The organism is Desulfovibrio sp. 6_1_46AFAA, assembly GCF_000224635.1.
GTDB classification, from domain to species: domain Bacteria; phylum Desulfobacterota; class Desulfovibrionia; order Desulfovibrionales; family Desulfovibrionaceae; genus Desulfovibrio; species Desulfovibrio fairfieldensis.
Map to the genome: position 1 here is coordinate 459230 of NZ_JH114303.1, position 18653 is coordinate 477882.

The 18653-nt window shown below is 61.3% G+C and carries 15 protein-coding genes and 1 tRNA gene; 8 read left to right on the forward strand and 8 right to left on the reverse strand.

Annotated elements, in window-relative coordinates; all coding sequences use genetic code 11:
- Positions 1–114 precede the first annotated feature (114 nt).
- On the forward strand, positions 115–663 hold the full coding sequence (locus tag HMPREF1022_RS11910) for a CGNR zinc finger domain-containing protein (protein WP_009303307.1): 549 nt from the start codon (positions 115–117) through the stop codon (positions 661–663).
- A 39-nt stretch (positions 664–702) separates the two neighbouring features.
- Here HMPREF1022_RS11910 and HMPREF1022_RS11915 read toward each other — a convergent pair whose 3' ends face one another.
- Both HMPREF1022_RS11915 and HMPREF1022_RS11920 read right to left on the reverse strand, forming a co-directional pair.
- On the reverse strand, positions 703–996 hold the full coding sequence (locus tag HMPREF1022_RS11915) for a helix-turn-helix domain-containing protein (RefSeq protein WP_008682835.1): 294 nt from the start codon (positions 994–996) through the stop codon (positions 703–705).
- A gap of 255 nt (positions 997–1251) precedes the next feature.
- On the reverse strand, positions 1252–1596 hold the full coding sequence (locus HMPREF1022_RS11920; RefSeq protein ID WP_008682836.1) for a helix-turn-helix domain-containing protein: 345 nt from the start codon (positions 1594–1596) through the stop codon (positions 1252–1254).
- A 207-nt stretch (positions 1597–1803) separates the two neighbouring features.
- On the opposite strand from HMPREF1022_RS11920, the gene HMPREF1022_RS11925 reads away from it, so the two are divergent.
- From HMPREF1022_RS11925 to HMPREF1022_RS11935, 3 genes are all read left to right on the forward strand, one after another.
- A complete protein-coding gene (locus HMPREF1022_RS11925) occupies positions 1804–3501 on the forward strand; it encodes a sensor domain-containing diguanylate cyclase (RefSeq protein ID WP_009303308.1) in 1698 nt (565 codons plus the stop codon).
- Between the two features lie 117 nt (positions 3502–3618).
- On the forward strand, positions 3619–4704 hold the full coding sequence (locus HMPREF1022_RS11930) for a glycerol dehydrogenase (RefSeq protein ID WP_008682838.1): 1086 nt from the start codon (positions 3619–3621) through the stop codon (positions 4702–4704).
- 149 nt (positions 4705–4853) lie between these two features.
- The gene (locus HMPREF1022_RS11935; protein ID WP_009303309.1) at positions 4854–5471 is read left to right on the forward strand and encodes a nitroreductase family protein; all 618 of its coding nucleotides are present in this window, start codon (positions 4854–4856) and stop codon (positions 5469–5471) included.
- Positions 5472–5586: 115 nt separating this feature from the next.
- On the opposite strand, the gene HMPREF1022_RS11940 is transcribed toward HMPREF1022_RS11935, so the two are convergent.
- The 4 genes from HMPREF1022_RS11940 to HMPREF1022_RS11955 form a co-directional block, all read right to left on the reverse strand.
- Entirely contained in the window at positions 5587–10215 is a 4629-nt protein-coding gene (locus HMPREF1022_RS11940) for a PAS domain-containing protein (protein WP_009303310.1), read from the reverse strand.
- 205 nt (positions 10216–10420) lie between these two features.
- Positions 10421–10909, reverse strand: coding sequence for a methylated-DNA--[protein]-cysteine S-methyltransferase (locus tag HMPREF1022_RS11945; protein ID WP_009303311.1), 489 nt, complete (start codon positions 10907–10909; stop codon positions 10421–10423).
- Positions 10906–12189 (reverse strand): MFS transporter, encoded by a 1284-nt coding sequence (locus tag HMPREF1022_RS11950; protein WP_009303312.1) that lies wholly within the window; start codon positions 12187–12189, stop codon positions 10906–10908. Before HMPREF1022_RS11950 ends, HMPREF1022_RS11945 begins: the two co-directional genes overlap by 4 nt.
- A 153-nt stretch (positions 12190–12342) precedes the next feature.
- Entirely contained in the window at positions 12343–12852 is a 510-nt protein-coding gene (locus tag HMPREF1022_RS11955; protein WP_009303313.1) for a hypothetical protein, read from the reverse strand.
- On the opposite strand from HMPREF1022_RS11955, the gene HMPREF1022_RS18220 reads away from it, so the two are divergent.
- Positions 12851–13417 carry a hypothetical protein gene (locus tag HMPREF1022_RS18220; RefSeq protein WP_156802962.1) on the forward strand — a complete coding sequence of 189 codons (567 nt, stop codon included), beginning with the start codon at positions 12851–12853 and terminating at the stop codon, positions 13415–13417. The genes HMPREF1022_RS11955 and HMPREF1022_RS18220 overlap by 2 nt on opposite strands.
- Positions 13418–13581: 164 nt before the next feature.
- On the opposite strand, the gene HMPREF1022_RS18225 is transcribed toward HMPREF1022_RS18220, so the two are convergent.
- Positions 13582–14241 carry a hypothetical protein gene (locus HMPREF1022_RS18225; RefSeq protein WP_009303314.1) on the reverse strand — a complete coding sequence of 220 codons (660 nt, stop codon included), beginning with the start codon at positions 14239–14241 and terminating at the stop codon, positions 13582–13584.
- A gap of 74 nt (positions 14242–14315) precedes the next feature.
- A tRNA-Met gene (locus HMPREF1022_RS11965) sits at positions 14316–14392 on the reverse strand.
- Between the two features lie 311 nt (positions 14393–14703).
- Here HMPREF1022_RS11965 and HMPREF1022_RS11970 point away from each other — a divergent pair.
- The 3 genes from HMPREF1022_RS11970 to HMPREF1022_RS11980 all read left to right on the forward strand — a co-directional run bounded on the left by HMPREF1022_RS11970 (position 14704) and on the right by HMPREF1022_RS11980 (position 18652).
- Positions 14704–15774 carry a hemolysin family protein gene (locus tag HMPREF1022_RS11970; RefSeq protein WP_008682861.1) on the forward strand — a complete coding sequence of 357 codons (1071 nt, stop codon included), beginning with the start codon at positions 14704–14706 and terminating at the stop codon, positions 15772–15774.
- A gap of 134 nt (positions 15775–15908) precedes the next feature.
- Entirely contained in the window at positions 15909–16322 is a 414-nt protein-coding gene (locus HMPREF1022_RS11975; RefSeq protein ID WP_008682862.1) for a cytochrome c maturation protein CcmE, read from the forward strand.
- 401 nt (positions 16323–16723) lie between these two features.
- Positions 16724–18652 (forward strand): heme lyase CcmF/NrfE family subunit, encoded by a 1929-nt coding sequence (locus HMPREF1022_RS11980; protein ID WP_009303315.1) that lies wholly within the window; start codon positions 16724–16726, stop codon positions 18650–18652.
- Position 18653: the final 1 nt, after the last annotated feature.

Below are 18653 nucleotides of genomic sequence, written 5' to 3' on the forward strand. Positions count from 1 at the left end.
TTTTCCTGCTACATCCAAAGAAATCCGCACAATGCGATCAGGATGCGGCATACTGGCATGGCCTATTGTAACCGTCAATATAGTTTTTGATCGTTACAGCACGGGGAGACGTGGATGGATTTTCTGTGCCTGGAATTTATCAACAGCCGCTGGTTTGCGCGGCGCAAACCCTTTGAGGACCCGCTGGAACAGCCGGAATGGCTGACGCGCTTCTGCGAAAAATGGGATCTGCCCGAACCCGGGACTGATGCGGCCACGCTTGATGTTCTGCGCGGCTTGCGCGGGCTGCTGGCTGAAGCCGCCGCGGAATTCCGCGGCTTGCGCGGCCTGTCCGCCAGGCTCCAGGCGCGGCTCAACGCCCGCTTGGAAGCCGCCCCGTTCAGCCAGCGCCTGGAAGCGGCGGAGGACGGACGGCTACGCCTGGGGCTGGTTCCGTGCAACCGCGACCCGGCATGGTTTTCGGCCTGCGTTGTGCGCTCTTTTGCGCTGCTGCTGACGGAATACGCGCCGGAACGGCTCAAATGCTGCGCCAATCCCGAGTGTGGCTGGTTCTTTTATGATGAAAGCAAAAATCAGACCCGCAAGTGGTGCGATAACGCCTGCGCCTCACTGCTCAAAGTGCGCCGCTTCAGATCCCGCGCGCACCCTCCGGCGGCCCGCTGACGGCTCGGCTCCGCGCCTCCGGCATGTTCTCCGCGCCGCCTAGCCTTTTTCCCACTTGGACGGCTTGCCCGCCCCGCGTTCCGGCGGGCAGGGACCTGCGCGCATCTCGGCCTCGATCAGGCGGACCAGTTCCGCCGTTTCCATGCGCAGGGCCGCCGCGATATGCAGCATGGCGGTCAGCGAGCCGCACTGGATGCCGCGCTCCATGCCGGAGATATAATCCTCGGAAAGCCCCGCCAAGCCCGCCAACTGCCCTTGGGAAAGCCCGGCTTTGCGCCGCAGCCGGTGAATCACCGCAGCCACGGCCCACTGCAATGTGGGTATTTTTTCCATGCGCGAACCATAGCGCGGCCCTTGACAAAATATCCGTACATTTATACGGATATCCGGCAGGCGAAAAACGCCCGCAACACAACCACGCGGGACGCCACGAACAATACCGGGAAAAAGGCAACGTGCACAGCGTCGCCTCTGAAAGGGCCGTAATGCGGCCGCAGCTGGCCGGGAACAGCTGACAAGCAAGGCGACAGGGCGGAGCGAACGGGATTTCAGCGTTGGAACAGACTCGGCTGCGTCGGGCGCGCCCGCTCAGTACAGGTCCGCATCCTTACGTCTCAGGGGGCCGAAGCAGCTTTGCCGCTCCTGGTCGGAACGGGATTCGGCATGGGGCTCGGCGCACGGCCCGGGGTAGACGGCGGCTTCGCAGAGGGCGATTTCGATCAGAGCCACGATCCGCGCGGCGGGCATTTGCAGGCCTTGGGCAATGGCGATCAGAGTCTCCACCCGCACGCCCGAGCGGCCCTGTTCGAAACGGCGCAGCCATGAACAGTCCACTCCGGCCCGTTTGGCCAGGGCGTAACGGCTCATGAGTCTCTCTTCGCGGAGAGCGGCCACAATGCGGCCCATAATCTGCTTGGCCTGTTCCGTTTCCATCCTGCCATTAAAACATGAACTTCCCGGCTTGCATAAAGGATTAAAGTCCTATATCGGTATATAGATACACACTGCATAAAAAATCCGACGGAAAAAAGACGGGTTGACACGCCTCTGTCATTGTTGCGACCCTGCCGCAATGCAACAATGACATCCGGAGGCGGCGGCCCGCCGGAGGAACGCCACAACCACAGCAAAGGCCTTCCCATGTCCACGCATCCGGCACATTGTCTTATCCCGCTTACCTCCAGCGAGCCGCTGTGGGAATGGGACATCGTTTCCGACGCGCTTTTTCTGAGCCTGGGCGCATGCAGCCGTTTGCACCTGCCCGAACCGCCCACGCGCATGGCGGATTTTCTCGGCTACATTCCGCCCCACGCCCTGCCCAGGCTCAACGAGCTGCGCGAGGGCGTGCTCAGCGGCACGGCCGGTTCCTGCCTGGAGTGCGACTATCCCTTCAACAACCAATGGATTCAGGAACACCTGCTGGTGCTGGCCCGCAACGAAAAAGGCCGGGCCAGCAAAATCATGGGCCGTTTTACGATCACTCCGGCCCTGGCCGGCGATCCCGCCGTGGAGGCCAAGGCCCGGCAAAGCGGCCTGCCCGAAGTGGGCATCTGGATATATTCCGTCCCAAGCAGAAACGTCTGGCGGGACAGCATCTGCGCGGCCCTGCTGGGCGAGACCGCTTCCGGGACCTACTCCGTCAGCTACGACAACCGTACGACAGCCATCCACCCGGCCGACCGCAAAAGCCTGCTCCGCCGCTACCGGCTGTTCATCGAACAGAAATTTCTGGGCGAATCCATTGACGACATCATCAGGGTCCGGCTGAACAACGGCCAGTACGCGCGCATGCTGGTGCGCGGCTCCGTGCTGGAGCGCGACCACACGGGCCGGGCCACCCTGCTGGCCGGCACCCTGCAACGCGAGGAAAGCCTCCGCCCCGGCATGCTCCGTTCATCCGACGACGAACGGCTGCATTACGCCCTGGACACGGTGGGCGACGGCCTCTGGGACTGGGACCTGCGCACCAACGCGGTCTATTACAGCCCCCGCTGTCTGGCCATGCTCGGCTATGAGCCGGAGCAATTTCCCGCGCATGTGGATGCCTGGAAAGACAGAATCCACCCCGACGACCACGACAAAATCGTGGACACGCAACTGGCCGTCATCCAGTCGCCGCGCTACGGCGATTCCTTTGAATGCACCTACCGCATGCGGCGCGCCGACGGCGACTGGGCCTGGCTTTTCGGACGCGGCTGCGTGACCCGGAGGGATGATAACGGCCGGGCGTGCCATCTGGTGAACATCGTCACCAACATCACCACGGCCCAGACCGAACGGGACAGGCTGGAGGAACTGGTCAAAAACGACGCGCTCACCGGCCTGCGCAGCCGGGCCTACTGCAACCTGGAGGCCGAACGCATCGAGAAAAACGGCATCCGCCCGGTCTGCGTGATCTCCTGCGACATTACCGGCCTGAAAATGGTCAACGACAACCTGGGCCACGCGGCCGGGGACGAATTGCTGGCCGAGGCCGCCACGCTGCTGCGCAAGCCCCTGCGGCTCACGGACTGCGTGGCGCGCATGGGCGGGGACGAATTTGTGGTTCTGCTGCCGGGTTGCGCGCCGGACAAGGGCAGGGAGCTGCTGCGCAAGATCGAAGCCTGTTTTGCCGAACGCAACCGGCACCCCGGCCGGATGCCGATTCTGGCGGCCTTCGGCCTGGCCTGCAGCGAAAACCCGGAGATGACCCTGGCCAGGGTCATGGTGCAGGCGGATACGGCCATGCTGCGCCAGAAGCGGGCCCAGCGCAAAATCGCGCACAAAGAGATCAAAAACTGGATCGAGGCTCGCACGGGCCACAACATCCGCGCCGACGACCGCCTCCCGGTCAACTGAACCGGGCCTTCTTTCTTGACAGTTCCCTCCGCCGGCATACACAATGAAAGCACGCGACAAGCCCCATAGGCGCGCCGCGTGCTTTTTATTTCCCAAGAAGAACACAGGAGAATACCAATGTTGAAACTGATGCGGGCACCCGCAAAATATATCCAGGGCAAGGACGCCCTGCTTTCCACGTATGACGAAACCAAAAATCTGGGCAAATCCTTCCTCTTCATCTGCAGCCGCAGCGGTGAAAAGGCCTGCCGCGCCCACTTGGAGCAAAGTTTTGCCGGCAAGGAGGCCGCCATCCGCTTCGAGATTTTCGGCGGACACAGCTCCGAGGGCGAAATTCAACGCATGCGCGACATCGTGCGCGCCCACGGCATTGACTGCGTGGCCGGTGTGGGCGGCGGCTCGGCCATCGACACGGCCAAGGCCACGGCCTATTACGAAGGCCTGCCCGTGCTGGTCATTCCCACGGTCAGCGCCACGGACGCGCCCTGCACCGGGCTTTCGGTCATCTACAAGGATGACGGCTCGTTCAGCAAATACCTTTTCTATCCGAAAAATCCCGACGTGGTTCTGGTGGATTCAACTGTCATCGCCAACGCGCCGGTCAAATTCCTGGTGGCGGGCATGGGCGACGCCCTGGGCACCTATTTCGAAGCCCGGATGTGCGCCAGAGCCAAAGCCCCCAGCCTGGAAAACGGCGGCATCACCCGTTCGGCCCTGGCCCTCTGCCGCCTCTGCTACGAAACCCTGCTGGAAAACGGCGCACGGGCCAAGGCCGCCGTGGAGCAGCATCTGCTCACCCCGGATGTGGAGGCGATCATTGAGGCCAATATCTACCTCTCGGGCGTGGGCGCGGACAACGGCGGCCTGTGCGTGGCCCACTCCGTGTACAACGGCTTCACCGCCCTGGAAGAATGCACGGCGGCCCACGGCAGCGTGGTGGCCTTCGGCACCATCGTGCAACTGTTGCTGGAAAACGCGCCCGGCGCGGAACTGCGCCAGGTGCAGGACTTCTGTCTGAATGTGGGCCTGCCCGTGACCCTGGCGGAAATGGGCGTCACCGACCCCGCGCGGGTGGCCGTGGCCGCCGCGAAGGCCTGCGCTCCGGGCGAAAGCATCCACAACATGATCGGCGACGTCACGCCGGAGGAACTGACCGACGCCGTTCTGGCGGCGGATGGCCTGGGCCGCGCCCTGCGCGCCTGATTAATGAAACAATCCGGCAAACTAAGGGATGCGCTGACTGATGAAATGTTTGTTCTTTGCCGAAAGGCAAACATCGCGCACAGGGCCGGCCCGGCGCGGGAAAAGAGCGAAAGGACCATTAGGCGGCGTTTCCCAAAAGTGAGACAACAATGAGCATCCGCAACATTCTGATGTCCCTGAGTACGGGTCTGGCCGTACTGGCGCTCAGCCTGAGCCCGGCCGGTCCGGCACGGGCGGTTTCCGCCGACGGCGCGCGCATGGATTTGCCCGCGCCGGACAAAAAGGGCGGCATGCCCCTGATGCAAGCCCTGGCCGAACGTCATTCCAGCAAAAGCGGCTATACCGGCGCGCCCCTGTCCGCCCAGGAACTGAGCAACCTGCTCTGGGCCACCTGGGGCGTGAACCGGCCCGACGGCCGCCGCACCGCGCCTTCGGCCATGAACCGCCAGGAAGTGACGATCTACGTGGTGCGGGAAAACGGCGTCTGGCGCTATGACGCGGCCCAACACACCCTGATCCGGGAACTGAGCGGCGATTACCGCGACGCGGCGGGCGGCGGCTCGCTGGTGCTGCTCTATGCCGCGCCCGAGGGCCGCTGGTCCGGCATGCACGCGGGTTCGCTCTACCAGAACGCCGGGCTCTACTGTGCCTCCGCCGGACTGGGCAACTATGTGCACGCTTCCGGCGTTTCGGCCCTGGACGGCAAACTGCCCCTGCCCGACGGCTGGCGCGTGCTCATCGCCCAGACCGTGGGCCTGATTCAGTAACGTGCCCCAGTGACGGCCCGTTGCCGCAGGCAGGCCAAGGCCGTTGTCCATTCGGGCAACGGCCTTTTCGCGCGGGAGCATCCGGAAGGGATGGGACACGGCTGTTCCGCGCTTTTCAGGAAGCGCGGCCCCTTGTGTGTTTCCACAAGAGCTCAAAGAGCTTTCTCGGCTCAATGGGCTTGGCAATATGAGCGTTCATCCCCGCGTTCAGGCAGCGCCGGACGTCCCCGGCAAAAGCATTGGCCGTCATGGCGATGACGGGAATGTCAGCCGCGCGGGCATGCCCGCTCCGCCGTATGGCGCGGGTGGCTTCATAGCCGTCCATGACCGGCATCTGGATATCCATGAAAACGGCGTCAAAGGCCTCCGGCGCGCTGCTCTCAAAGGCTTCCCAACCCGCCTTGCCGTTGTCGGCGATGCTCACCGTCACGCCTTCGCTTTCAAGAATCCGCTGCGCCACCAGCTGGTTCACCTCATTGTCCTCCACCAGCAGCACATGCAAGCCGGAAATATCCACATTCTCTTCGGCGCTCTCCGCGACTTCCAGCGGGGCCGGGGCGTCCGGCGCGTCCGCCAGATGCAGGGGCAGGTCCACCGTAAAGCGCGTGCCTCGGCCCGGCTCGCTCTCCACCTTGATGGTGCCGCCCTTGTAGTCCACAATATTTTTGATGATGGAAAGCCCCAGGCCCGTGCCTTCCGTATGACCGACGCGCAAGTTTTCCACCCGGAAGAACACCTCGAAAATATGCGGAATATCTTCCGGGCTGATGCCGATGCCGGTATCCGCAACCACAAAGCGATACCAGCCGATCTGCTCATTCTTCCGCGGCAGCTCCGTGACGGCGAGAGAGACGCGGCCGCCCTCGGGCGTGAACTTGACGGCATTGCTGATCAGATTTTCGAGAATCTGATGGATGCGCAGAACATCGCCGATGCATTTGTCATGGCGGACCTGGAAGGAATGACTGAAGGTCTGCCCCTTTTTCCCGGCCAGGGCCAGGGCCCGGGTCACGATTTTTTCCACTTCCTCCCGCTGGCTGAACAACTCCTTGACCAGAACTATATGGCCGCTTTCAATGCGGCTCATGTCCAGAATATCATTGATCAGGCGCAGGAGGTGCTCCGAGGCGGTCCTGATGACGGAAAGGCTCTCGTCGATCTGAACGGGATTGTCGCGCCGGGCCAGGGCGAGTTCGGTCATGCCGACAATGGCATTCATGGGCGTGCGGATGTCGTGGCTCATGGAGGAAAGAAAGTCGGTCTTGGCCTGGCTGGCTTCCCGGGCGAGGGTGAGCGCGTTTTTCAACTGCTCCCTGGTCTGCTGGTCCGCCCTGAGCACATCGGTCACGTCGGCCCGCACCAGGCAGATGGTCTGGTGATTTTCCCCGCCCCAGAGAACACTGATCTGCTTGTGGCGGAGTCCGGTTTCGGAACGGCAGGGGAAGCTGAATTCATAGCCTTCGGGCTGTTCGGCCAAGCGCGCCAGCATGGCCTCCACGGACAACTGCCTGCGTATCTCATCCTGTCCCTCTTCCGTGTCGGCATGGCGGATGAACTTCTCCAGGGCCAGGTCAAAATCCTCCGTGGTATACGGGGCAAGGTTGCGGAGCACGGTTTCCCGGGTGTGAATGACGAAACCGCCGGTGGCGAGGTTGAGGAAACCGGCCAGATCAAAGGTGTAGGCCAGCATGTTGAGCAGAGCCTTCTGCTCCCGCACGGATTCCGTAATGTCCGTCCGGGAAAGGCAGACCCGGCCCAGTTTTTTGTCGATCGAAAAGACGACCATGTTTTTGGTCAGGATTTCGCCGTTCTCGTCCGTCAGGGAATAGTGGAAAGAGTAGGAACCCTCTTCTTCCAGGCGTCGGCGCATATAGTCCAGGTCGAGCATCCTGGCGCAAATCTCCTTGTCCTTGGGCACCACCAGGGACTGGAAGAGGTAAGCGGCCTGCGCGGTATAGCCGCCCTCGGACGGCGGCAGCGCGCTGGCCTGGTGATTGAAGGAAAGCACCTTGTAGCGGTCGCGCCGCAGGTCCACATCCGCAAGGAAATCATAGCTCGCATGGGACAGACGGTTCAGGATCTGTTCCGAAATCTTCTGCTCGGTCACGTCCAGCACGGAAAGAACGCCGATGAGGTCGCCGCTGTCCGGGGAGACCACCAGCTTGACCACGATCCGGACATAGCGGCCCTGCTCTTCGGTCGGCAGTTTGACAAAGCACTCCAGTTCATGCTTGAGGTCGCCGCGCTCAAAGGCCGCCTGCAAGGGCGGGGCGAGAAAGGTCTCCAGAAAGGCGCGGTGCTCGTTCTCGTCCACGACCAGCCCGGCCAGGCCCGTGAAAAAGGGCTCGCGGGCTGTGCCGAATGTTTCCAGCAGGCGGCTGTTGGTCTGGTCCGTAATTTCAATGATAAAGTTACGGGTGATGTTGCAGTGGCCTGTGATGATTTCGCCGTGCACAAAGCCCTTGTGATGCTCTATGAGCATGTCGTTGTAGCGGTTGCGCAGTTCGGCCCGTTCGTTCATGTCTTCCGTGACGTCGCTGAACACGGCGTAAATCCGCGCGTTGCCGTCCTCATCCGGAATCAGGGCGGAAATGTTTTTCACCCAGATGTAGCCCTGTTCGCCCTTGCGCAGCCGGTAGACCGTTTCGCAGGAATCCAGGCCCGTTTCCACCTGCCTGCGGATCCGGGTCAGGATGTAGTCCACATCCTCGGGATGCACGCCCGCGCCGGCGTCGCTGCCGTACAGCGCATAGGCCTGTTCAAGCGTCATGCCGGTCATGGCGGCAAAGCCGTCCGAGATGAATTCCGGCACGATGGCGCCGTCCGCAGCGCAGCGCAGCACCGTAATGCCGCCGGGCAGATGGCGGATCAGAGTCTGGTAATAGCGCTCCAGCCGCTCCTTTTCCTCGCGGGTGCGTACTTTCTCCGTAATATCCGTCACATACCTGACATAGGCGGGAATGCCGTTCCAGTCTGTCTCGCGCGTGGCTGTGGCGTAAATCCTGTCCGAGCCGGGAATCACCATGTCCTGGCGCTTCCGGCCGTCATTGCGGCGGTCGAGATTGCAGAACTCACAGGGTTTCCGCCTGCCGTGCAGGACGGCATAGCATTTCCGGCCGGAAACCAGGGCTTCCCCGCCCATGAACAGGTTGACCCGTTCATTGACGTAGAGCAGGCTGTAGTCTTCCCTGCCGATGACGTAGATGCCGTCCGCGGCCTCATTGGCAAGGCTTTGGTAGAGCTTTGTCTCCGCCGACATGCCGGTAAACACGGCGTAGAAGGTCGTGGGGCCGGTCAGCGCGTCCATGCGCCTGCCGTTCAGATGCAGCCAGACCAGACGTCCGTCCTTGTGAAGGGTGCGGTAGGATATTTCCACAGGCTCGCCGCTGCGTACCGCCCTGAGCACGGCCGCCCGCACCCGCTCCCGGTCCTCTTCGTACACCACCTGAAAGGCGTCGTTGCCCCGCAGCGCCTGATATTCCTCTTTCGTATAGCCCGAAAGCGCGGCCACGCCTTCGGAACAGAAAACCGGCGTAATGCTGTCCGTCACAGTATAGACCGCGATGCCGCCGGGGATGGAGTTGACCAGGTGCTCCATCTCCTGCTGCGTTTTCTTCAAAGCCGAAATATTGTGGAACACGCACTGGAGCAGCGGAAAGCCGTCTTCTTCCCCGACCTTCTTGGCCTGGATATGCACCCAGACCACATGGCCGCCCTTATGCTTTTTACGGAATTCAAAATCCGCAACCTCATTGTGCGCAAGCGCATGGCGCAACTTGCCGACGACCATGGCCGTATCTTCGGGATAGGTCATCTCGGCGGCGTCGCCCTTGGCCAGCTCATGGTACTCCCGCACGGTGTGGCCGCTCAGCTCGGGCACCCCGTCGGAAAAATAGACGGTTTCAAAGATGTCGGAAACCTTGTAGATCGCCACGCCGCCGGGAATGGCGTTGATGATGTCCTGCGTCTTTTCGTGCGCCTCGGCGAGTCTACTTTCCAGTTGATGCCGCTCGGTTATGTCGGTGTACACGCCGTACAGCAGAAACATCCCGTCGGCCTGCCGCCTGGCCGCCAGCTCAAGCTGAACCCAGATGTACTCTTTTTTCCTGTCGTTGAAGACACGGTAGGTGTGCCGTGCGACGCCCTCGTCCGCAATGGCCGCCTCAATGCTTGCCTTCAGGGCTTCCACATCTTCGGGATGAACGTTCAGGTAGTCGGTTTCCCGTTGCGTGCGGGCAATGTGCTCGTCCGAGTAACCCAAGAGGCTGTAAAAGGCAGGATTGTGAAAGACCGGGGAAAGTTTTTCGCCGTCAAAACGGTAGACGCACAGGCCGCCGGGCATATTGTCCAGCAGCGAGCGTAATTCCCGCGTCAGGGCCGTACTGGCATCTTCGGCCCGTTTTTTCTCGGTGATATCGTGAATATATTCCAGATGGGCGGGGATACCGGCCCAGTCGATGACCTTGCCGCTGAGCTGATACACGCGCCCGCGATGGGCATGCTCCCGCACATGGGGCTCCGTATCGCTCATTTCGCCGACCCGGCAAAAAGGACAGGGCCGCTCAAAGCCCATCAGGCCGTAGCAGGTGGTCTTGACGCCGGGCCGACAGCCCAGAAGTTCCGCCGCCAGTCGATTGGCATAGAGTATTTCCCAGGTATCAAGCGCGCAGACGTATACCGCCACCGGCGCGTGGTCCAGAATCAGCGATAATCTGTCACTGGATGGAAATACATCCTTGCCCATACCCGGCCGACTCCTTCCCGCGCGTGTCGCGCTGTCCGCTTTTTCAGCTTTGCCGCGTGCCGAACGGCATACGGCGGATAGTTATCACATTGTCCTACGGGGTCATTGCGGACATTCCAAATGCCAAAGAGATATGCCGTAAATACAGCCCGCCCGCAACGGAAGTTTGCGGCAGCCCGGCAAAAGCCGGGCCGGGGCATACGGATTAAAGGCACCCTTCCAGGCGCAGCAGGCATTCCTTGATGGGCAGGCCGCCGCCGTAGCCCACCAGCGCGCCGTCGGCCCCGATGACCCGGTGGCAGGGAATCACAATGGCGATGGGGTTGCGGTTGTTGGCCATGCCCACGGCCCGGCAACCCTTGGGGCAGCCCACGGCTTCGGCGACCTGCTTGTAGCTGCGCGTCTCGCCGTAAGGGATGGCGGCCAGCGCGGCCCAGACCTTTTGCTGGAACGGCGTGCCCTGTGGGGCCAGGGGCAGGTCAAAGTCACGCAGCCTGCCCGCCAGGTAGGCTTTGAGCTGGCGCCCGGCCTCGCGCAGCAGGGGCGTTTCCTCGTCGGCGGCATTGGCCGCCAGCGGGCCGGATTTGCGCCCGCCGTCCTTGCGGATCAGGTCCAAGGCCAGAATGCGGCCGTCCTCCTCCACCAGGGAAACCCCGCCGACCAGCGGCAGATCATAGCAGTGCGTGTACATCATGCGGCGGCTTCCCGCGCCCGGTCGGGCGCTTTGGACGAGGACAGCAGAAAAGCGAACAGCGCCCCCAGCACGGCCACCAGGCCCAGGCACTGGATGGCCCGCGCCAAGCCGTAATTGTCGGCGATCCATCCCAGGCAGGGCGCGGCCATGCCGCCCATGCTGGTAGCCAGGCCCAGGGTCACGCCCGAGGCAAAGCCGATGTTCCTGGCCAGCAGCTTCTGGCCCAGCACCACCAGGGAGCTGAACGGCGCATAAAGCACAAAGCCCAGAAAAGGCAGCAGGGCAAAGGCCGCGTAAAGATTGCCCGCCAGGCTGAAGGCGAAAACCACCGGAGCCATGAGCACAAAGGCCAGACGGATGATCCTGGTGCAGCCGTAGCGGTCCGAGAGCAGGCCGCCGATGATGTTGCTGATCACCCCGCAGGTGCAGAAAAAAGTCAGGGCCAGCGCCCCGGCGGCCTTGGACTGCCCGAAGACATTGACCCAGTACAGCGGAATAAAGGTATTGAAGCCCACAAACAGGGTGGAGCGGGCCACAATGGCGACGGTCAGCTTGGAAAACTCCCGCCAGTTGTTGCGGCCGAGGATTTCAGAGTCCCCATCCGCGCCCTCGGCGGCGGGCGCACCAGACGCAACAGGGTCAACAGGGGCGGCAGCGGCCTGCGGATTTTTGCTCGCAACGGATTCGGCGGGGGGCGCGGCCGGGACGGGCAAAACGGCCGCGCCAGTTGCAAGGCCGGTCATGCGCACGATCTGCCAGAGCAGGATGGAGGCCATGCACACGGCAAGGCAGGCAAAGACCGCCGTGCCGCTCATGCCGAAATAGCCCACGCAGCCCGTGACCAGCAACGGCCCCAGCACAAAGCCGCTGTTGCCGCCGATGGAAAAGATGCTCAGGCCCACGCCCTTGCTCTGGCCGGACACCTTATTGGCGTAGCGCGCGCCTTCGGGATGGAAGAGCGCCGCGCCGACGCCGCTGACCGCGATGGCCGCGAAAATGGCCCAGTAGTCGCTCATGAAGCCCACGGCCGCCAGGCCGCAACCGGCCAGCAGCACGCCCAGGGGAATGAACCAGGGCTTGGAAAAGCGGTCCGAGAGCCAGCCGAACAGGGGCTGGATGATGGACGAAAGGCAGGAATAGGCGAACATCAGGCCGCCCGTGGCCTGATAGCTCAGGCCGTAACTGGCCCGCAGAAACGGCAGCACGGCGGGCAGGGCGCCGCCGTTCACGTCGCAGGAGAGATGCCCCAGCGAAAGGAGAAGGATTTTCTTTTTGTCCATCGCGGGACGCTACACCAAAGGCCGGGCAAATCCAAGACGGAAGACGGCCCCCGTCGCGTCCCCGCCCGCCCGGACACGCCGTTCAGCGCCATGTGGCCCCGCACTTCCCTGGATAGAAGGCCCCGGAAAACCGGGGCCTTTGTCTCACAAGATTCAGGCTGTCAACGGCGCTTCCGCCGGTCTGAAATCCGCAAGGACAGAGCAGACTTTACTCAAAACATGCACGGAAGTTTGCAGCCTGTCGCCGATCAGTTGAACGGTGAAGCCGTCAATATCCTCACCATCCTCGAAATGTTCCATGAGGTAGGCCGTGACATAAAGATCGTCATGCACCTTATCAAGCAGGCCGGATAAATCCTCGGCTTTGTGCGCGGCAAGCGTTTCCTCCTCATATTTCAGCATATACGACGGCACGCGGTAGCAGCGCAATTCGTGCGGCACTTCCCCGGCGGGCCCGGCGGCCTTGGGGGAAGCGGCGGCTGCCGTGTCCCGTTGCGCCGGTTCCGGCTGTTCTTTTGCCGCAAAAGCCAGCAAGGCCTGGGCCGCCTGTTGCAGCTTTTCGGCCAGATCCGTGAAGTGGGAGCAGGAAAAATCCGGAGACGCCGCATCAGGCGGAGCAAATTGGGGCCGTGAGCGGCGTGCGCTCGGGGAAGAACCGGACATGAAACACCTCTGTGGTTTTTTCTATTGGAGCTTTCAAAATGAAAAACTCCGGGTGCTAGAAACTGCCACAGAGCAGCGGGCTATTTTCCGGCAAGCCGGTCTTGTATTTCGCCCACACCCGGAAAGAGCATGCGAGAAGTTACGCCGTGCCAAAGGCACAACGCAAGAAAACCCACAATCTGTCGGGGTGGGAAGCCGTCTGTGGAAGGTGTTTCTAGCACCTGAAGAAAAAGAAGCACAGGCGGCGGCAAGTGTCAACAGCGGATGGGCCAAGGATGCGCACGGCAGCAAGCCAATGGCTTTTTTAAAGATGAGCGAAGCGGGTCACTCAGAACATGAGCGGACTGAACGACGTATGGCACTGGACGTATCCGCTGGCGACAGCGGTGCTTGTGAGGCTGCTCTGGGGTGCATTGTTGTTTTGGCGGCTGCCGGATTACAAAACGATAACCCAGAGCCAGGGGCAGGTATGGCAAAAGTTGGAGGCCATGAGCGCGGCCCAGGAGGCGGGCAGGAAAGAGGGAGGGCAGAAGCGGTAGCGCCGCCGCGCAGGCGGAACCGTTAGGAACGAGCCGAGCAGCTCAAAATCTGCGCCAACAATCTAGGTATACTCAAGATGATCCGAACTGAATCAACTCCAAACGGTCTATATTGAAGAATTCTGGTGGGGGTGTGAGGCGGAATTAATATGAAATTTTTTCTGTTTTGCACAATCTAAGAGCAGTCATACTATTTATGTACGCCAAGAAATGCAATAATATTATCCCTATACATTGATATTGCACCGACAGATAACAGGCCTAGTATCCACCACACATAGTTTGCTACTACGCCTTGAAGCAACCCCCTCCAAAATTTGCTTGGTACAGGCTTGCGGCTGCACTGCTTTTTTTCTTCATGCGTATCACTATTAACTGCTGCAATAGTGTTTCCAGATCCACCAATGTTTGAGTTTTCTATATTTTTGGCTTGAACATTATAATAACTATGCGTTACACATTCAATAAATTGAGTCTTATGTTTACTTCTCATTTCATATTTATCAAATAGTTCAACAATCTTTGACAGATACATCTTTGAGCCTGAACAAATTATAAAGCGTTCATTGTCTACCGAAAAGTATATGTCGCCGACCTCTTCTGTATACACTGCGATTGACATCATTGTGATATCTACTTCACTGCTTCCATATGAATTTATTTTAAAGTCTTCAATAGAATCAACTGAGCACGAGATATCCCCATCGTCATATAAAAGCGATAAATTTATCTTTGTTATGGTAAAATTTTTTTTGCATATAGATCGTATTATTTCATAATTCCTTTCAATAAAATCATAACCTTTACTTTTTGTATAGGGAAGTTGGATTTTCTTGCTGAAGCTGCTCATCAAAGCTCCGAGTAGGAATAGGGTAGAAAAAGAAAAAGCCTTTAAGGGTCATCCCCCTAAAGGCTTAAATTTCTTGGTTGCGGGGGCAGGATTTGAACCTACGACCTTCGGGTTATGAGCCCGACGAGCTACCGAACTGCTCCACCCCGCGCCATGTGGCGACATGTCATATCGCGAGAAAGAGATATAGTCCTGCGGGTGGATTCTGTCAAGCAAAGCCGCGCATTTTATTTTCGGCTCGCCATTTTCCTCAGCGCATCCCCCAAAAGCCGCTCCCCGCCTTCCGTTCAAGCCCGCCGCCCGGCGGCGGTTCGCCTCCCCCGGTCTCGGCCGCGCCGGGCGGCAATTGCCAAGCCCGGTCCGTCGGGCTATAGTTTATCCATATAAATATGGGCTCGCCCACCGCGTCCTTCCCCGGGCCCCGTGGCCGCCCGTCAAACCGCAGCCGCAGGATGCCGCGTCATGCTCACCCTTATCCTGGCCGTCGGCATAGCCGTTCTGGTCTCGTTTTCCTGTTCGCTCACCGAGGCGGCCCTGTACGCCGTGCCCTGGTCCTCCATTGAACGCCTGCGCCGCATGGGCCGTCCCGTGGGCGAACTGCTCTATAAAATGCGTACCGAGGTGGACAAGCCCATTGCCGCCATCCTGACCCTGAACACCGTGGCCAACACCGCCGGTTCCACCATTGCGGGCGCGGCCTTTCTGGCGGTCTTCGGCGCGGAGCACATGGCGCTCTTTGCCCTGGCCTTCACCGTCGTGATCCTGGCCTTCGGCGAAATCGTGCCCAAAACCCTGGGCGTGGCCTATGCCACGCCCCTGGCCAGCGCCCTGGCCCGCCCCCTGGCCCTGACGATCAAGCTGCTTTCGCCCCTGCTCTGGCTCACGAGCCTGCTCACCCGCCTGATGTCGCCGCCCTCCAGCGCGCCGCAGATTTCCGAGGACGACATCTGCGCCGTGACCAGCCTTTCGCGCCAGGCCGGGCGCATCCAGCCCTATGAGGAAAATTTCATCCGCAACGTGCTGACCCTGGACCAGAAACGCGTGCATGAGATCATGACCCCGCGTACCGTGGTCTTTTCCCTGCCCGAGGACATCACTGTGGAAGAGGCCTACAAGGACCCGCGCATCTGGCATTTCAGCCGCATCCCGGTCTACGGCGAGAATAACGAGGACCTGGTGGGCCTGGTGGAGCGCCGCACCCTGGGCCGCTGCCTCAAGGAGGACAAGGAGGGCACGCGCCTGTCCGAAATCATGCGGCCCCTGCATTTCGTGCAGGAAAGCCAGACCCTGGACGTGCTGCTGCGCGAACTGCTCAAGGCCAGGGTGCACCTGTTCGCCGTGCTGGACGAATACGGCGGCCTGGCCGGAGTGGTTTCGCTGGAGGACGTGCTGGAGGAAATTCTGGGCAGCGAGATCATGGACGAAAGCGACAATGTGGCGGATCTGCGCGCCCTGGCCCGCGACCGCCGCAAGGCCCTGACCCGCAAGGCTCCCCAGGACAAGCCCGCCGCGCCGACCGCGCCCACCAGGTAAGTCCCCGGCGCGCCTCAATGTCCGCGCGAAACGGGCGGCACCGCAAATATTGATAACAATTCTTATCTTGTCAGAAAAATCGAAATGGGCTAGGGTACCCCATCTTCACTCAGCACAACACTGGAGTGACTCGCATGGCCCGCAAAAAAAATACTTCCATCTATGTGGCGGCGCTGCTCCTTTTCCTGGGCGGCGTAGGCTATCTGGTTTATTCCGGCTTTTCGGAAAACAGCGTTTACTTCCTGAACGTGGCCGAAGCCAAGGCCGCCACGCCGGACAAGCTGACCGCGGCCCGGCTGTTCGGCACTGTGGCAAGCCGGGGCATTGAAAAGCACCGGGGCGGACCGGGCGTCACCTTCAGCCTGGAAGACAAGGACAACGCCAGCCAGACCATCGTGGTCAACTACAGCGGCGCTGTGCCCGACACGTTCAAGGCCGGGGCGGAAGTCATCGTGGAAGGCGGCATGGGGCCGGGTGGGCACTTTGCGGCCAAGACCCTGATGACCAAGTGTCCTTCCAAGTACCAGAAGGAAAACCGTACAAGCTAGAGCAATTCAACTTTGAGAAAGTGCATTCTCAAAGTTTTTAAGACGCTCACTCCGGCGTTTAATCGCGCACATAAATTGCGCTTACGCCTCCGTGGCGGGCGTCTGCTCCCGCAGCCGCCGGAACAATTTCACTTTGAAATTGCTCCGGCCACGCGGCGCCCCCCAACACGGGGCGCTGTTTTTTCCCGTCACGTCACTTGAAGTGCCTGATTGCAAAAATTTCGAGCATAGTCATGCTCTCAATTTTCGCAGGATCGTCAGCGAAAAAACGTGGTTTTTCGCTGACTCACGGCGCCTACGCCGCCGTAAAACCCTACGGGTTTTGTGTGTCTGATTTTCAAATTAGACACCAGGCGGATCAGCCGGGTCGTCTCGCCGTCATCCACGCGTAAAGGAGCCCCATGTACGTTTTCGCCTACGCCATGCAACTTCTGGCCCTGCTCTGCGCCCTGGGGGGCGGCGGCATGGCTCTGCTCCAGCTCTGGCAGGGACGCGCCGACAGCCTGCGCCTGATCGAAAAAGCCCACTGGGTCGTCACCGGCGGCTTGCTGCTGGCCTCGGCCCTGCTGCTGCACGCCCTCTACTGGCATGACTTCAGCCTGCAATACGTTGCCAGCTATACGGATCTGATCCTGCCGGTCTTCTACCGCCTGACCGCCTTCTGGGCCGGGCAGCCCGGTTCCATGCTCTTCTGGGCCCTGGCCGTGAGCCTGAGCGGCAGCATCTTCGCCTGCACCCGCGCCTGTCGAAATCTGAGCCCCGCCACCAAGCTCTGGTACTGGACCTTCTTTTACGTGATCATGGCCTTTTTCACTCTGATCCTGACCAACTGGAGCAACCCTTTTCTCATGCAGACCCCGGCCCCGGCCGACGGCAACGGTCTGAATCCCCTGCTCCAGAATCCGGGCATGATCTTCCATCCGCCGCTGCTCTTCCTGGGCTACGGCGGCTTCACCGTGCCCGCCTGTCTGGCCCTGGCCCAGGCCCTTTCCCGCAGGGGCCGGTGCGAGGGGCCATGGTTCCGCCTGACGCGGCCCTTCATCATCCTGGCCTGGCTTTTCCTCACCGCCGGTATCGTGCTGGGCGCGTGGTGGGCCTACATGGAACTGGGTTGGGGCGGCTACTGGGCCTGGGACCCGGTGGAAAACGCCTCCCTGATTCCCTGGCTCATCGGCACCGCCGCCCTGCACACCCTGATTGTGGAAGAGCGCCGGGGCAAGCTCGGCCGGGTCAATGTGGCCATGATGGCCCTGACCACGGTATCGGCCTTTTTCGCCACCTACCTGGTGCGCAGCGGGGTTATTGATTCGGTGCACGCCTTCGGCGACGGCAGCGTGGGCACGCCGTTGACCGTTTTTGTGCTGGCCGGTCTGGCGGTCACCTTCTGGGTGGCCTGTACGGCCCCGCGCGAAGGCAAACCCCTGGCCGGGCTGGACAGCCGCGAGGGCTTCCTGACCCTGGTGGCCTGGGTGCTGCTGGCCCTGGCCGCGATCATCCTGGTCGCCACCATGTGGCCGGTGATCAGCAAACTCTGGACCACCGCCCCGCGCGGCCTGGACGCCAATTTCTACAACCGGGTCTGCCTGCCTCTGGGCGCGCTGCTGCTGGTCATGATGGCGGCCTGCCCCTGGCTCGGCTGGAACGGCGGCATGCGCGGCAAGGGCCGTTTCTTCGCGGTGCTGGGGGCGTTTGTCGCCGGCGGCATTGTGATCTGGGCGCTGGGCTATCGCCAGCCCACGGCCCTGCTCGGCGCGTCCGCGGCCATTGCCGTCAGCCTCGGCGTGGTCCTGCTGCTCACGGACAGCGCCGTGCGCCGCCAGCCAGCCAGCCTGGGGGCTCTGGGCGCGCACCTGGGCATGGCCCTGGCCGCTCTGGGCATCGCTTTTTCCGGCCCCTACACGCAGGACAAGGAAATGTTCCTGGCTCCGGGCCAGACCGAACAGGTCGGCGGCTACACCGCCACCCTGCTGGAAATCAAGGACGGCCGCCAACCCGGCTACGACTTTATCGCGGCCCGGCTCCAGATCAGCAAAGACGGCAGGAATCTGGGCATTGTCGCGCCGGAACGCCGCATGTACGACAAGTTCGGCAGCATGCAGTTTTCCGAGGTGGATGTGATTCCGGGCCTGGGCAATGAAGTCTACGCCTCCCTGCTGGGTCTGGACGAGGACATGCGCGTGCTGGTCAAGGTCAGCGTGGAGCCTCTTGTCAACTGGATCTGGATCGGCGGCACCCTGATGTGTCTCGTGCCCCTGCTGGGCCTGCGCCGCCGCACTTCCCCGGCCAGGGAACCCGACGACGAGGACGGGCCGGATGGCGGCAAGGCCTGAA

What these genes read in the sequence shown, in the direction of transcription:
- HMPREF1022_RS11975 (WP_008682862.1), top strand. Translation starts at nt 15,909, where the DNA reads ATGGCCCGCAAAAAAAATACTTCCATCTATGTGGCGGCGCTGCTCCTT.
- HMPREF1022_RS11955 (WP_009303313.1), bottom strand. Translation starts at nt 12,852, where the DNA reads ATGTCCGGTTCTTCCCCGAGCGCACGCCGCTCACGGCCCCAATTTGCT.
- HMPREF1022_RS11940 (WP_009303310.1), bottom strand. Translation starts at nt 10,215, where the DNA reads ATGGGCAAGGATGTATTTCCATCCAGTGACAGATTATCGCTGATTCTG.
- HMPREF1022_RS11930 (WP_008682838.1), top strand. Translation starts at nt 3,619, where the DNA reads ATGTTGAAACTGATGCGGGCACCCGCAAAATATATCCAGGGCAAGGAC.
- HMPREF1022_RS11935 (WP_009303309.1), top strand. Translation starts at nt 4,854, where the DNA reads ATGAGCATCCGCAACATTCTGATGTCCCTGAGTACGGGTCTGGCCGTA.
- HMPREF1022_RS11910 (WP_009303307.1), top strand. Translation starts at nt 115, where the DNA reads ATGGATTTTCTGTGCCTGGAATTTATCAACAGCCGCTGGTTTGCGCGG.
- HMPREF1022_RS18220 (WP_156802962.1), top strand. Translation starts at nt 12,851, where the DNA reads ATGAAACACCTCTGTGGTTTTTTCTATTGGAGCTTTCAAAATGAAAAA.
- HMPREF1022_RS11925 (WP_009303308.1), top strand. Translation starts at nt 1,804, where the DNA reads ATGTCCACGCATCCGGCACATTGTCTTATCCCGCTTACCTCCAGCGAG.
- HMPREF1022_RS11945 (WP_009303311.1), bottom strand. Translation starts at nt 10,909, where the DNA reads ATGATGTACACGCACTGCTATGATCTGCCGCTGGTCGGCGGGGTTTCC.
- HMPREF1022_RS11915 (WP_008682835.1), bottom strand. Translation starts at nt 996, where the DNA reads ATGGAAAAAATACCCACATTGCAGTGGGCCGTGGCTGCGGTGATTCAC.
- HMPREF1022_RS11970 (WP_008682861.1), top strand. Translation starts at nt 14,704, where the DNA reads ATGCTCACCCTTATCCTGGCCGTCGGCATAGCCGTTCTGGTCTCGTTT.
- HMPREF1022_RS18225 (WP_009303314.1), bottom strand. Translation starts at nt 14,241, where the DNA reads ATGAGCAGCTTCAGCAAGAAAATCCAACTTCCCTATACAAAAAGTAAA.
- HMPREF1022_RS11920 (WP_008682836.1), bottom strand. Translation starts at nt 1,596, where the DNA reads ATGGAAACGGAACAGGCCAAGCAGATTATGGGCCGCATTGTGGCCGCT.
- HMPREF1022_RS11950 (WP_009303312.1), bottom strand. Translation starts at nt 12,189, where the DNA reads ATGGACAAAAAGAAAATCCTTCTCCTTTCGCTGGGGCATCTCTCCTGC.
- HMPREF1022_RS11980 (WP_009303315.1), top strand. Translation starts at nt 16,724, where the DNA reads ATGTACGTTTTCGCCTACGCCATGCAACTTCTGGCCCTGCTCTGCGCC.